General features: G+C 55.5%; 16 protein-coding genes. 6 read left to right on the top strand and 10 right to left on the bottom strand.

All coding sequences use genetic code 11. From position 1 onward, the window contains the following. Positions 1–43: 43 nt before the first annotated feature. Together SV253_00210 and msrA are read right to left on the bottom strand one after the other, a co-directional pair. On the bottom strand, positions 44–943 hold the full coding sequence (locus SV253_00210) for a 2-hydroxy-3-oxopropionate reductase (protein MDY6774513.1): 900 nt from the start codon (positions 941–943) through the stop codon (positions 44–46). 55 nt (positions 944–998) lie between these two features. Continuing rightward, complete coding sequence (gene msrA, locus SV253_00205; GenBank protein ID MDY6774512.1) at positions 999–1,550, bottom strand: peptide-methionine (S)-S-oxide reductase MsrA; 552 nt, start codon at positions 1,548–1,550, stop codon at positions 999–1,001. Positions 1,551–1,635: 85 nt separating this feature from the next. On the opposite strand from msrA, the gene SV253_00200 reads away from it, so the two are divergent. After that, on the top strand, positions 1,636–2,133 hold the full coding sequence (locus SV253_00200) for a hypothetical protein (GenBank protein MDY6774511.1): 498 nt from the start codon (positions 1,636–1,638) through the stop codon (positions 2,131–2,133). Here the strand turns inward: SV253_00200 and SV253_00195 are convergent. From SV253_00195 to SV253_00170, 6 genes are all read right to left on the bottom strand, one after another. Next, positions 2,130–2,774, bottom strand: a complete 645-nt coding sequence (locus SV253_00195) for a 3-isopropylmalate dehydratase small subunit (GenBank protein ID MDY6774510.1) — start codon at positions 2,772–2,774, stop codon at positions 2,130–2,132. The genes SV253_00200 and SV253_00195 overlap by 4 nt on opposite strands. Then, positions 2,775–4,178 carry a 3-isopropylmalate dehydratase large subunit gene (leuC, locus tag SV253_00190; protein ID MDY6774509.1) on the bottom strand — a complete coding sequence of 468 codons (1,404 nt, stop codon included), beginning with the start codon at positions 4,176–4,178 and terminating at the stop codon, positions 2,775–2,777. Between the two features lie 101 nt (positions 4,179–4,279). Further along, positions 4,280–5,308, bottom strand: a complete 1,029-nt coding sequence (gene ilvC / locus SV253_00185; protein MDY6774508.1) for a ketol-acid reductoisomerase — start codon at positions 5,306–5,308, stop codon at positions 4,280–4,282. Between the two features lie 66 nt (positions 5,309–5,374). Next, positions 5,375–5,935: an acetolactate synthase small subunit gene (gene ilvN, locus SV253_00180; GenBank protein MDY6774507.1), complete on the bottom strand. Its 561-nt coding sequence runs from the start codon at positions 5,933–5,935 to the stop codon at positions 5,375–5,377. Further along, positions 5,932–7,755 (bottom strand): biosynthetic-type acetolactate synthase large subunit, encoded by a 1,824-nt coding sequence (gene ilvB / locus SV253_00175; GenBank protein MDY6774506.1) that lies wholly within the window; start codon positions 7,753–7,755, stop codon positions 5,932–5,934. Before ilvB ends, ilvN begins: the two co-directional genes overlap by 4 nt. Then, positions 7,752–9,314: a 2-isopropylmalate synthase gene (locus tag SV253_00170; GenBank protein MDY6774505.1), complete on the bottom strand. Its 1,563-nt coding sequence runs from the start codon at positions 9,312–9,314 to the stop codon at positions 7,752–7,754. Before SV253_00170 ends, ilvB begins: the two co-directional genes overlap by 4 nt. 188 nt (positions 9,315–9,502) lie before the next feature. Between SV253_00170 and SV253_00165 the strand changes: the two genes are divergently transcribed. The 4 genes from SV253_00165 (at position 9,503) to SV253_00150 (ending at position 11,234) form a co-directional block, all read left to right on the top strand. After that, positions 9,503–9,697, top strand: coding sequence for a cold shock domain-containing protein (locus tag SV253_00165; protein MDY6774504.1), 195 nt, complete (start codon positions 9,503–9,505; stop codon positions 9,695–9,697). A 97-nt stretch (positions 9,698–9,794) separates the two neighbouring features. Beyond that, positions 9,795–10,268 (top strand): phosphate-starvation-inducible PsiE family protein, encoded by a 474-nt coding sequence (locus SV253_00160; GenBank protein MDY6774503.1) that lies wholly within the window; start codon positions 9,795–9,797, stop codon positions 10,266–10,268. A gap of 58 nt (positions 10,269–10,326) precedes the next feature. Next, complete coding sequence (locus SV253_00155) at positions 10,327–10,695, top strand: universal stress protein (GenBank protein ID MDY6774502.1); 369 nt, start codon at positions 10,327–10,329, stop codon at positions 10,693–10,695. Then, positions 10,692–11,234, top strand: a complete 543-nt coding sequence (locus SV253_00150) for a GNAT family N-acetyltransferase (GenBank protein MDY6774501.1) — start codon at positions 10,692–10,694, stop codon at positions 11,232–11,234. Before SV253_00155 ends, SV253_00150 begins: the two co-directional genes overlap by 4 nt. Positions 11,235–11,251: 17 nt before the next feature. On the opposite strand, the gene SV253_00145 is transcribed toward SV253_00150, so the two are convergent. Next, positions 11,252–11,506 carry a thioredoxin family protein gene (locus SV253_00145; protein ID MDY6774500.1) on the bottom strand — a complete coding sequence of 85 codons (255 nt, stop codon included), beginning with the start codon at positions 11,504–11,506 and terminating at the stop codon, positions 11,252–11,254. Between the two features lie 80 nt (positions 11,507–11,586). Here SV253_00145 and SV253_00140 point away from each other — a divergent pair, with 80 nt between their 5' ends. Next, a complete protein-coding gene (locus tag SV253_00140; GenBank protein MDY6774499.1) occupies positions 11,587–11,871 on the top strand; it encodes a sulfurtransferase TusA family protein in 285 nt (94 codons plus the stop codon). A gap of 88 nt (positions 11,872–11,959) precedes the next feature. Here SV253_00140 and SV253_00135 read toward each other — a convergent pair whose 3' ends face one another. Further along, positions 11,960–12,514 carry an FAD-dependent oxidoreductase gene (locus SV253_00135; GenBank protein MDY6774498.1) on the bottom strand — a complete coding sequence of 185 codons (555 nt, stop codon included), beginning with the start codon at positions 12,512–12,514 and terminating at the stop codon, positions 11,960–11,962. Between the last annotated feature and the right edge of the window lies 1 nt (position 12,515).

Here is a 12,515-nt window from a genome sequence, read left to right as displayed (position 1 = left end):
GACGAAACTAATATAAAAAATCTCCTATCGGAATCCGGCGCGCCTACTCGACTCGTGCCTTCTCGTCGGCGAGATCCTCGACTATCTTGATAATCGCTGAGTGATCCTCCATCCCGAGTCCTTTCTGTTCCATAGACTTGAACATCTCGTGGACGAGCTCCGTCGCGGGCATCGGCGATCCGAAAGCCTCGCCGGCGTCTGTGGCTATACGCAGATCCTTGTAATGGTACGACGCGAAGAATCCGGGGTCGAAGTTGCCCTCTATAACACGCGGGGCACGTGCGTCGAGTGCCCAGCACGAAGCCGCACCCCCGCTTATGGCGTTGAGGACTGCATCGAGATCCGCACCTGCCTTCTTGGCGAAGACGAGTGCCTCGCTGACTCCCTGAAGTGTCACGCCGAGGACGATCTGGTTACACGCCTTAGCGACCTGTCCCGAGCCGTGGTCTCCGCAGTGGGTCACAGTATCGCCCATGACCTCGAATAGATCGCGGTGGTCGTCGAGGGTGTCGTCGTTTCCGCCGACCATTATCGAGAGTGTTCCCTCTATTGCGCCCTCCTCTCCGCCGCTTATCGGAGCGTCGAGCATGTCAGCGCCGACCTCGTGTAGCTCGTCGGCTATCTCCTGTGTGACAGTGGGGGAGATAGTCGACATGTCTATGAAGACGTCGCCCTCGCTGATTCCGTCTATCACTCCGTCGTCTCCGAGAGCGACGTCCTTCACGACGTCGGAGTCGGGCAGGACGGAGATCACGACATCGCTTCTCTCCGCGACCTCCTCGGGCGTCGCGGCGGAGTCGGCACCCTGGCTAACCAGATCCTCGACGGGCTCGGGCGAACGGTTGTTTCCGACTACCGAGTAGCCCGCTTCCAAGAGGTTCTCCGCCATCGGCTTTCCCATTATTCCGAGACCTATGAATCCGACAGTCTTGTCGTCTGTCATGTATGTTTTATTTGATCATTTAGAAAGCTCAAAAGCTCTTCGGGATAATCTACATCTACACGTCCGACTCGACGGTGTCGCTGAACTTCTTCCTCAGCTTTCTGAGCTTCGGCTCGATGTTGGCGTTACAGTAGGCGTTTCCGGGGTTCTTGTCGTAGTAGTCCTGGTGGTACTCCTCTGCCTCGTAGAACTCCTCAAGCTCGTTTATCTCGGTGACTATATCTCCCTTTCCGTAGGGATACTCGTCGGAGGATTCGAGTTCGTCGACGAGCGACTCGACCTCGCGCCTCTGTTCATCGTCGTGGTAGAAGACCGCCGACCTGTACTGGCTTCCGACATCGGGTCCCTGTCTGTTGAGAGTCGTGGGGTCGTGTGTCGAGAAGAAGATCTCTAGAAGTTCTCTGTAACTCACGACGTCGGGATCGTAGCTCACCTGTACCGCCTCGGCGTGTCCCGTCTTTCCCGTACATACCTCCTTGTACGTAGGATCGTCAGTTTCGCCTCCCGTATACCCCGAGACTACGGAGTCGACTCCCTCGACGTGTTTGAATACCGACTCGGTACACCAGAAACATCCCCCGGCGAAGGTGGCTCTCTCCGTGGTCATACTCGGTATATGAACTCGGGGTAGAAGAGGCTTCCCGGTCAGATCAAAGCCAAAGTATGTATACCGCGCCCTACTCGGGAGTATTATGACCTCAGATTCAATCACACAGGAGAAGATTAGTAACTACATCGACGGTCAGATATTCGAGGTCAAACTCATCGAGTCGGACGAGGGTACGCGTGACTTCCTCTACGACGTCTCTACGTCGAGAGGCAGCGCGAGGGTTGCTAAGCTCAAGCCGAAGGACGTCGTCGTGCTTACGGCGAGCATGACAGTAGAGGACAGCCTGAGGGAGTTCGACGCTCTCCACGAGGAGACGAAGGACGAGATCGACAGGAGGATACGGCGTCTCCTCAGGACGTTCGAGGGCACATTCCGGTATGTCAACCCACAGGGAGAGATCGCGGAGTTCGACGAGCTTCACCGTCTCTCGATAGAGAGGGTTCTGTATCCCGAGATAGACAGACAGGAACTCAACCACTCACTCCTCTCGGTTATAAGACACATAGACGCGGTCGGGGCACTCGTCGAGTCGTACCTCTCGGTAGGAGAGGAGAGAGGTTTCGGCGCGGGCGAGATCTAGTCGAAGTTCGAGGTGTAGGGTAGCTCCTCGTAGGTCTCTCGTACTTCGTCGAGGTTACTCTTCATGAGCGCGGTCGTGTCCCAGATGCCTTCGAGAAGAGCCTCCTTGAGCGACGGCTCTATACCGACGTCTACTGTCTCGTCTCCGACGGTTACGGTCTCGTCTTGAATTCTGATCTCGATAGGTGTCTCGGGATCGTCTTCGACCGTCGACTGTATCTCGTCGACTGTCTCGTGGTCGGCTGTCACCGTCGGTATTCCGAGCGAAGAACAGTTATCGGCGAATATCTCGGCGAACGACTCGCCTATGATACCCTCGATACCCCACCGCATAAGAGCCTGTGGGGCGTGTTCGCGTGACGATCCACAGCCGAAGTTGTCGTTGACTACGAGTATGTTTCCGTTGTAGACGTTGAACGGATGGTCGTTGAGTTCGCCGTCGTCGTCACGGCGTGCGTCGTAGAAGGCGTAGTTCCCCATGTTCTCGAATGTGACCTCCTTGAGGAACCTCGCGGGGACTATCTGGTCGGTGTCGATGTCGTCGCCTCTCAGCGGAACTCCGGTTCCCGTCACGCGTCTGACGGACTTTCTGCTGTCGTTGTCGTTTTTGTCGATCTCGGTATCAGTGTCGGTGTCGGACATCTATATCATCCTCCTCACATCGGTTATCTCACCCTCGACCGCCGCGGCGGCGACCATAGCGGGGCTCATGAGAACCGTACGTCCTTCCTTGCTTCCCATACGTCCTATGTAGTTCCTGTTCGACGACGAGACACACAGCTGGTCACCCTGAAGCTGGTCGTTGTTCATTCCGAGACACATCGAACAGCCCGCGCCTCGCCACTCGAAGCCCGCTTCTCTGAATACATCGGCTATGCCTTCCTCCTCGGCTCGTCTCTTGACACCCTGTGATCCGGGTACTGCGAGAGCCTTGACGTCGGGGTCTACCTCGTGTCCTTCGAGTACCTCCGCCGCCTCTCTGAGGTCGGAGAGACGTGCGTTCGTACAAGAGCCGAGGAAGGCGACGTCTACGTCTACGCCCTCCATCGACTGTCCGGGCTCTAACTGCATGTGGTCGTACGCCTTCTCGGCAGTCTCACGGTCTCCCTCGGGGAGTTCATCGAGAGACGGAGTGTTCTCGGAGATTCCGACGACCTGTCCGGGGGTTATTCCCCAGGTCACCATCGGCTCTAGTTCGTCGGCGTCGAACTCGACGTAGTCGTCGTACTCGGCGTCTTCGTCGGATCTTATCGACTCCCAGTACTCGACGGCGTCGTCCCAGTTTTCGTCGTCGGGAGCGTACTCACGTCCCTTTATGTACTCGAAGGTCGTCTCGTCGGGGTTGACGTATCCCGCTCGCGCACCTCCTTCTATGCTCATGTTACATATCGACATCCTTCCGTCCATGTCGAGCTCGTCTATCGCGGGTCCGCCGTACTCGTAGACGTAGCCTATTCCACCCTCGACGCCGAGTTCGTCGATGATACGGAGTATGAGATCCTTCGCGTAGACGCCCTCGCTGAGCGATCCCTCGACCTGTATACGTCTGACGTCCTGTTTCTCGGCGGCTATACAGCCCGTCGCGAATATATCACGTATCTGACTCGTGCCGACCCCCATGCCGATCGAGCCGAACGCGCCGTGTGTGCTCGTGTGTGAGTCGCCACACGCTATCGTCATACCGGGCTGTGTGAGACCCATCTCGGGTCCGACTACGTGGACGATTCCCTGGTGTCCCGAGTCGAGGTCGAAGAACTCTATGTCGTACTTCTGAGTGTTCTTCTCTAGCTCCTGGAGCATGACCTCTGCCTGTTCGTCCTCGAACGGACGTGAGCGATCCTTCGTCGGAACTATGTGGTCGGTCGTGGCGTAAGTCCTGTCGGGAAATGCGACTTCGAGGTCGCGCTCCTCCAGCATCCCGAAAGCCTGTGGGCTCGTGACCTCGTGTATGAGATGGAGCCCTACGAAGAGCTGTGACTGTCCCGTGGGAAGCTGACGTACCTCGTGGCGATCCCAGACCTTGTCGTATAGTGTTCGTTCTGACATCTTGTTCTGTTCTCTCGTGTGTTGTGTAGGTTCTCGTAGTCTATAACCTCTGGTGATTGACTGTGTTACGAAGAAGAAACCGCGGAGCTGTCTTATTAGTATTACTCGTCGACCCACGTCATCAACGAACGTAGCTCGTCGCCGACTGCCTCTATCTCGTGGTTCTCGTCTCTCTCCTTTAGCTGGCTATAGACGGGACGTCCAGTCTGGTTCTCAGTTATCCACTCGCGTGCGAACTCACCGTTCTGAACCTCTTCGAGAACCTCCTCCATGTTCTCTCTCACGTCTTCGTCTATGACCCGAGGTCCACGTGTGAGGTCGCCGTACTCGGCGGTGTCACTTATCGAGTTTCTCATCTTCTCAAGACCGCCCTCGAACATCAGGTCGACTATGAGCTTTAGCTCGTTCATGCACTCGAAGTAAGCCATCTCGGGCGAGTACCCCGCGTCAACGAGTGTCTCGTACCCCTGCTTCACGAGTGCGGAGGCTCCACCACAGAGGACAGCCTGTTCACCGAAGAGGTCAGTCTCCGTCTCCTCCTTGAAGCTCGTCTCAAGCACACCCGAACGCGTACAGCCGATTCCCTTCGCGTAGGCGAGTCCTATCTCCTCGGCTTCTCCGGTGTAGTCGTGTTCGACGGCTAGGAGTCCGGGTGTACCCTCGCCTCTCTCGTAGGTTCTTCTCACGAGATGTCCGGGAGCCTTCGGCGCAACCATGAGGACATCGACGTTCTCGGGGGGTCTTATCTGGTTATAATGTATGTTGAAGCCGTGTGAGAACATCAGAGCGTCTCCCTCGTCGAGGTTAGGGGCGACGCTGTTCTCGTAGACATCGGGCTGGACGGTATCCGGGACGAGTATCTGGACGACGTCAGCCTTGTCGGCAGCCTGACCCGTATCCATTACCGTGAGACCGTCTTCCTTCGCGGCTTCCCAAGACGACGAGTCCTGTCTCAGACCTACGACGACGTCGACCCCCGAGTCGTCGAGGTTCTGTGCCTGTGCGTGACCCTGTGACCCGTATCCGAGGACTGCGACAGTCTTACCGTCGAGGTACGACATATCGGCGTCGTCGTCGTAGTAAGCGTCTATCTCCGTGTCTGGATCCGTATCTACGTCTGTGTCAGTCATTGTTTCTATCCGTATGGTATGAACAGAGGGTTATTAGTCTTCCCTATCCTACTCTCTCGTCTCGTTTCAGTCCGCCTTCGTCGTCTTAGGACCTCTCGCGAGAGAGATCTTTCCGGTTCTGACCATCTCACGTATTCCGAACTGGCGCAACATGTCGACTATCGCCTCTATCTTGTCGGAGTCGCCCGTGACCTCGACTACGAGCGACTCTCTTCCGACGTCGACTACTGTCGCACGGAAGATGTCGGTTATCTGCATTATCTCGCTCCTGACCTCCTCGTCCGACGAGACCTTTACCATCGCAAGCTCGCGTTCGACCGACTCGTCCTCTGTGAGGTTCGAGACCTTTATGACCTCTATGAGACGGTTGAGCTGTTTCGAGACCTGCTCTATCGTCTTGTCGTCTGCCTTAACTACTATCGTCATACGTGAGTAGTTGGGGTTCTCGGTCTCGCCGACTGCGAGCGAGTCTATGTTGAAGCCTCTCCGTGTGAAGAGACCCGATACGCGAGAAAGAACACCCGGCTTGTTCTCGACGAGAACTGCGAGTGTGTGCTCCCTGACTCCGTCTCCCTTCTCAGACTCTCCCTTACGGACTCCGCTTGGTTCTCTCTGTGGCTGACTCATGATATTCTACTCCCGGGACTTCCTTTGCCCATTATGAACTCGTCGTTTCCGCTTCCCGCCGGAACCATCGGGAAGACGTTCTCCATCGGATCGATTATGAAGTCGATGACGCTCGGACCGTCGTACTCGAACGCGGCTTCGAGTGCGTCCTCGACCTCGTCCTCGGACTCGACGCGCTCCCCGTGAGCGCCGAACGCCTCTGCGATCTTGTCGAACTGTGGTAGCTTCTCCATCTCCGACTCGGCGTACCTCTCGTCGTTGAAGAGCTCCTGCCACTGCCTCACCATTCCGAGGTAGTAGTTGTTGAGTATCGCGACCGTGATGTCGAGCTCCTCACGGACGGCGGTCGAGAGCTCCTGTACCGTCATCAGGAACGAGCCGTCCCCGTCTATACAGACGACTTCCTGGTCGGGAGCCCCGTACTTGGCTCCTATCGCCATCGGGAGCCCCACACCCATCGCACCGAGTCCGCCGCTCGACACCCACGTTCGCGGCTCCTTGTAGGTGTACCACTGAGCCGCCCACATCTGGTGCTGTCCGACTCCCGTCGTGACGACGGTGTCGTCGGGAGTCATCCTGTCGATCTCCTCAATGACGTACTGTGGCTTGAGACTGTCCTCGTCGTCTTCGTACTCCATCGGGTACTTCGCCTTCCAGTCGTCGATCTTCTCAAGCCAGTCGGCTGTGTCGGGTGACGAGAACTCGGCTTCTATGTAGTCGTTGAGGTTACGTGTGACCTCCTTCGCGTCCCCGACAATGGGTATGTCGGCGTGGATGTTCTTCGATATCTCGGCGGGATCGATGTCGACGTGTATGACCTCGGCACGGGGCGCGAACGACTCGATCTTTCCTGTCGCACGGTCGTCGAACCTCGTGCCTATGGCTATCAGGAGGTCAGACTCGGTGATAGCGCGGTTGGCATAGCCGGTTCCGTGCATTCCGAGCATTCCGAGCGAAAGAGGATGGTCCTCGGGGAAGGCTCCGAGTCCCTGAAGACTAGTCGTCACGGGTATGTCGTTCTCCATAGCGAGCTCACGTATCTCGTCGCTCGCTTCTGCCATTATGACACCACCGCCCGCGAAGATCACGGGCTTTTCGGCGTCCTGTATAGCCTCCGCAGCTTTCTTGATCTGTTCGGGATGTCCCTTATATGTCGGGTTGTAGCCCTCGACTTCGACGTCTCGCTTCTGTGCTTGGGTGTTACCCTTCGAGACGTCCTTCGGGAGGTCTATCACGACAGGACCCGGTCGTCCGGTCGAGCTTATGTGGAAAGCCTCCTGGACAGTGTCGGGAACCTCGTCGCTCGACTCGACGAGGTAGTTGTGCTTAGTGATAGGCATCGTGATTCCACGTGTGTCTGTCTCCTGGAAGGCGTCGTTGCCTATCAGGTCGGTCGGAACCTGACCCGTGATAGCGACGACACTACGTGAGTCGATACTCGCGTCTGCTATCCCCGTGATCAGGTTAGTGGCACCCGGGCCCGAGGTCGCAAGACAGACACCGGGCTGTCCCGAGACCGAGTGGTACGCCTCGGCGGCGTGGGCTGCGCCCTGTTCGTGACCCATCATTATGTGCTCTATGTCGTCATCGTCGTAGAGCTCGTCGTATACGGGCATGACTGCGCCGCCGGTTATACCGAACATCGTTTCGACGCCCTCGTCTTTTAGACCCTCGACGAGAGCGCGTGCTCCTCTCCTTTCGTGTCTCTCCTCCGAACCTGCCTCGGCTTCGGCTTGAGTCTCCTCAGCCTGTGCCTCGTTCTCTGTCTCTGTCTGTGTCTGTGATTTTTTCTCAGACTTCTCTTCCTCGGACTTGCTCATGGTGTTGCCTCGGTTTCTTCTATCTCGTCGTCTGACTCCCTCTTCCTGACGAGATGGTTTATGGCATCGACGACAGCCTCGACACTCGCCGTAGTTATGTCCTCGCTCGACGCGTTGGCGTTTGCCTCACGTCCCTTCGAGTCGGCTACTCCGACGTAGACGTTGGCGACGGCGTCGCTTCCGCCGCTTATCGAGTCGATATGGAAGTCAGTTATCTCTATGTCGTGGTCGTGTCCTTCCTCGTTCTCCATTATCGACTCGACGGCGTTGAGTGCAGCGTCAACAGGACCTACTCCGACGCTCGCGTCGACACGTACCTCCTCGTCGACGTCCGCCTTTACGCTCGCCATCGGCGTAGTCTTGTTACCCGTGACGACACTCACCTCGTCTAGGTCGATGAGTTTCTCCGACTCGGGAACGTTCGACATAACGCTCTCGGCGATTGCGAAGACGTCGGCGTCTGTGATGCGTTTCCCTTTGCCACCCATCGACTTGATACGTCTCGTGATCTCATTGACCTCGTCCTCCGACGGGTCGTATCCTGCGTCCTGGAGCGTCTCACGGACGCTGTGTTTTCCTGTGTGCTTGCCCATCACGAGACGGCGTCTGTGACCCACCATTTCGGGGGTCATTATTCCGGGCTCGAATGTCGAGGAGTCCTCTATCACGCCTGCGGCGTGGATTCCCGACTCGTGTGAGAAGGCGTTGCTTCCCACGATCGGCTTGTTCTGTGGCAGAGGTATTCCTGAGAGACGTTCGACGAGCTTCGAGAGTTCGTATATCTTAGTGGTGTCTATTCCGGTGTCGACACCGAATATGCTCTCTATCGACATCACGACCTCTTCGAGAGCCGCGTTTCCGGCACGCTCGCCTATTCCGTTGACACTGACCTGTGTCTGGACAGCACCCGCCTCGATTCCGGCTATCGAGTTCGCGGTCGCAAGACCGAAGTCGTCGTGACAGTGGACGTCGTAAGGTATGTCGACCTCTTCTCTTAGACCCGATATGAGACGTTTCATCGCAGTCGGACGCATCACACCGACTGTGTCGGGTATGTTGACTATGTCGGCTCCCGCCTCGCTCGCCGTACTGACTATATCGACGAGGAAGTCGAAGTCGGTACGTGTCGCGTCCATCGGCGAGAACATACAGTCATAGCCGTGGTCAGTTATGTGTTCGACAGCCTCCGCCGTCATGTTGAGAACCTCCTCACGTGACGAGTCGAGGCTGTTCTCGATCTGGACGTCGCTCGACGAGACGAACGTATGTATCAGATCGACGTCTGCGTCTATAGCAGCGTCTATGTCGGGCTTCTTGACCCTCGCAAGACCACAGACGTCGGAGTCGACGCGCTGTGTAATCTCACGTACAGCTTCGAACTCCTCGTCACTGTTGATCGGGAAGCCCGCCTCTATGATATCGACACCCATCTCGTCGAGGGTGTCTGCTATCTTGATCTTGTCGTCGTGCGAGAATGACGTCCCTGGAGACTGTTCGCCGTCTCTAAGCGTAGTATCAAATATACTAACAGAGTCTACACTGTGATCCCAAAAAACGATTCCCCTGGTGGTCGCCTGGCGTCGAAGGAATCAGATCCCTTCTACTACCCTCTCCATTATGGGACATGGTACCCGAAATTCGTATCTCATATATTTAAAGCTGTCGGAAGACGGACAGGGAATGAGGGTCTTTGACGTGGAGGTGTCTTTCCGGTAAGTATATCCCTCTAGGGTAATTATGTAGTAACATGGCAGAAGGAGAGGTAACCTTTTTCCATGACAGGAAGGGTTACGGATTTATCGAAACGGACGAAGCAGACGACGATGTTTTCTTCCACATGGAGGACATTGGAGGTCCTGACCTAGAAGAAGGTGAGGAAGTCGAATTCAAGATAGTCGAGGGCGACAAGGGTCCCAGAGCGGACAACCTCGTCCGAGCATAAGTTAGCTAGCTAACTGTTTTTTGATAGCTGAGTAAAGTACGGTACGGGTAGTTCCAACTGCGTCACGGTTATTAAACACCGGAGGCAAGGATAGAGTATGTCTGACTCCGACGACGCCGGAGAGATGAGACTGTCGCCCTTGTCGATAGCTTCGTCGACTAAGAAGGTCGTACATTACGTCGAGGTAGCCGCTGGAGTCATATTCGCCCTTCTGTTCGCTGTAGGCGTATTCGACCTGTCTCTCCAGATATTAGAGGCGACTGTCGACGGAAGCATAACACAGCCCACCGTCGTGATGGGGTTCATAGATACGGGTCTTCTCCTTCTCATAATAGCCGAGATATACCAGACAGTAATAGCCTACATCGAGGAAAGCGACACACGTGTCATAGTAAGACTCATCATATACACCGGAGTCATAGCGATGGTACGTAAAGCGATAATCTTCAGAACCTCCGAGTACGCGAGTACCTACGACGCTCTCTTAGCCGCAGTGGCTTACAGTATCATACTCGCATCCATGGGCTTTCTACTCGTTATACAGAACCGCGAAACGGTCACAGAGACATAGACGTAGACGTCTGTTCCGTTAGTATATTCATTCTCCAGGGTCTATATACGTACGCATAATGAAGATTCTTCTGGGAATCGGTGGAAGCGAGGACTCGGTTCGTGCCCTCAGACGAACCGCTGAGAGAACTGAGGAGACGGGTGACGACCTCACAGTTGCGGTAGTCGACAACCCGAGGAGTGACTCAGACGCCGACGACGTAAAGGAGAAGGTTCGTGGGATACTCGATGAGTACGACGTTTCGTCGGAGGTCAGACGTGTCGAGGGACACGCCGGGAGCCGTATAGTCGATATCGCGGAGCGTGAGGGCTTCGACGAGATAGTCCTCGGAGGCGGCGAGAAGAGTCCGATGGGTAAGATAAGGATAGGACACATAGCCGAGTTCGTTATACTCAACTCTAATATATCTGTCAAACTCGTGAGATGAAAGAAGAAGACCAGTACCCCGAGAAGTCGGTGAGTAGGTTCGAGTCGCCTCCTCTGAGGTTCGAGGACAGGGACGGACGTGACATACGTCTGAGAGAGTACGGTAGGTCGGAGGTAGAAGACGAGTTCGAGGCACTCTTTGAGATGTACAGAGGCTTCGACACTCAGGATCGCGCTCAGGGGATACCGCCGATAGACGAGGACGAGATACGTGACTGGCTCGACTCTATCACGGACGGCGTGAGCGTCGTGGCTTGGAGTGAGTCGACTGCTGTCGGACACGCTATACTCGTTCCTGACGGTGAGGGAAGACACAGTCTCGCTATATTCGTCGATCAGGAGTACCAGAGGTCGGGCATAGGCTCTCGTCTGATACGTGCACTCCTTGGACACGCAGTCAAGAAAGACGTCGACGAGATCTGGCTAACTGTCGAAAGATGGAACGAGGCGGCTATCTCGCTCTACAGGGACGTCGGCTTCGAGAAGCTCAGCACCGAGCCCTTTGGTATGAGAATGGGTATGGAGATAGCCGACTCCTAATCCCGAAACAGAAAAGTCTAGTCCATCGCGGCTTCTATCTTCTCAGCCTGCGTGACTCCGATGAACTTCTCGACTATCTCTCCGTCCTTCTCGACTATTATAGTCGGAACCGAACGTACTCCGTAGTCCCTCGCGGTGTCGGGGTTGTCGTCGACGTCTACCTTCTCGAAGTCAACGTCAGGATGTTTCTCCTCTAGATCCTCTATTATGGGATCCTGTTTCTTACACGGTCCACACCAGTCAGCGTAGAAGTCTTTTACTTTTACTCCCATACTCGTGATAGAGACCCTATCTAAATAATATTTATGGCGCAGGCTGTCTTGGGATGTATTGACAAGACAGGGAAAGATATATGTTTACCTGTGTTCTAAGGTGGAGTACGGTATTTGGGGTGACAAAAATGGAAGTAGAAGTTGACCAAACGTTAGACGTAAAGGGGGAAAGCTGTCCTATGCCGGTCTTACAGACCAAAAAGGAGATAGACAACATCGGCGACGGCGAGGTTCTCGAAGTCCTCGCGACAGATCCGGGAGCCGAGAGCGACGTTCAGTCGTGGGCAGATAGGACTGGTAACGAGTTCCTGGGACTCGAAAAGGAAGGCGACGTTCTCAGACTCTACATACGTAAAGCAGCCTGAGTAAATAAGTCGGAAAAGATTTTTTAGCGTGTGAGTCAGCTACGAGATACTTCTGTATTCTTCTGTTTTCTGAGCTACTCCGACCAGGTCAGGGAACATCGAAGTCGTGGTAGGGCTCTCCCTTGATGTCGGAGAGTATGTCGAGTGCGACAGCCTGTCCGTCTCCTACCGAGATAGCCGCCTCTATCTTGTGTCCTCTCATGACCCATCCCGCGGCGTAGAGGTCGTCTACGTTGGTTCTTCCGAACTTGTCGGCTTCGACGGAGTCGCCGTCGAACTCTAAGCCGATGTCCTCCGCGAGATCCTTGTCGAGTCCCGTGGCTATTACGGTGTACTCCGAACTGTACTCGTCACCCGACTCCGTAGTAACCGTGAAGCCGTCGTCTTCGACCTCTATCTCCTCGACCCTCTCGTGGTTGATGCTCGTGTCGAAATCCTCACACTGATCCCTCAGAATCTCCATGAAGTCGGAGCCGTGTATCTCGTCTATGCCGGGGTAGTTGTAGAGGTAAGCGTCGTGCATCCTCGACTCGTCGTCTCCGAATACCTCGACGTCCTGACCGTCCTTCGCGAGTATGAGGGCGGCACCCAGACCCGCTGGACCGTCTCCTATTACTGTGACTGTTGTGTCTGTGTCTGCCATG

It is taken from the genome of Candidatus Afararchaeum irisae (assembly GCA_034190545.1).
Lineage (GTDB): Archaea > Halobacteriota > Halobacteria > Halobacteriales > Afararchaeaceae > Afararchaeum > Afararchaeum irisae.
This window is presented reverse-complemented; position numbering and strand designations above follow the sequence as displayed.

Coding starts and splice junctions, on each gene's coding strand:
- SV253_00135 (MDY6774498.1), bottom strand. CDS start 12,514: ATGGCAGACACAGACACAACAGTCACAGTAATAGGAGACGGTCCAGCG.
- SV253_00145 (MDY6774500.1), bottom strand. CDS start 11,506: ATGGGAGTAAAAGTAAAAGACTTCTACGCTGACTGGTGTGGACCGTGT.
- SV253_00150 (MDY6774501.1), top strand. CDS start 10,692: ATGAAAGAAGAAGACCAGTACCCCGAGAAGTCGGTGAGTAGGTTCGAG.
- SV253_00210 (MDY6774513.1), bottom strand. CDS start 943: ATGACAGACGACAAGACTGTCGGATTCATAGGTCTCGGAATAATGGGA.
- ilvB (MDY6774506.1), bottom strand. CDS start 7,755: ATGAGCAAGTCCGAGGAAGAGAAGTCTGAGAAAAAATCACAGACACAG.
- leuC (MDY6774509.1), bottom strand. CDS start 4,178: ATGTCAGAACGAACACTATACGACAAGGTCTGGGATCGCCACGAGGTA.
- SV253_00140 (MDY6774499.1), top strand. CDS start 11,587: ATGTTTACCTGTGTTCTAAGGTGGAGTACGGTATTTGGGGTGACAAAA.
- SV253_00195 (MDY6774510.1), bottom strand. CDS start 2,774: ATGTCCGACACCGACACTGATACCGAGATCGACAAAAACGACAACGAC.
- SV253_00200 (MDY6774511.1), top strand. CDS start 1,636: ATGACCTCAGATTCAATCACACAGGAGAAGATTAGTAACTACATCGAC.
- ilvN (MDY6774507.1), bottom strand. CDS start 5,935: ATGAGTCAGCCACAGAGAGAACCAAGCGGAGTCCGTAAGGGAGAGTCT.
- SV253_00155 (MDY6774502.1), top strand. CDS start 10,327: ATGAAGATTCTTCTGGGAATCGGTGGAAGCGAGGACTCGGTTCGTGCC.
- ilvC (MDY6774508.1), bottom strand. CDS start 5,308: ATGACTGACACAGACGTAGATACGGATCCAGACACGGAGATAGACGCT.
- SV253_00160 (MDY6774503.1), top strand. CDS start 9,795: ATGTCTGACTCCGACGACGCCGGAGAGATGAGACTGTCGCCCTTGTCG.
- SV253_00165 (MDY6774504.1), top strand. CDS start 9,503: ATGGCAGAAGGAGAGGTAACCTTTTTCCATGACAGGAAGGGTTACGGA.
- msrA (MDY6774512.1), bottom strand. CDS start 1,550: ATGACCACGGAGAGAGCCACCTTCGCCGGGGGATGTTTCTGGTGTACC.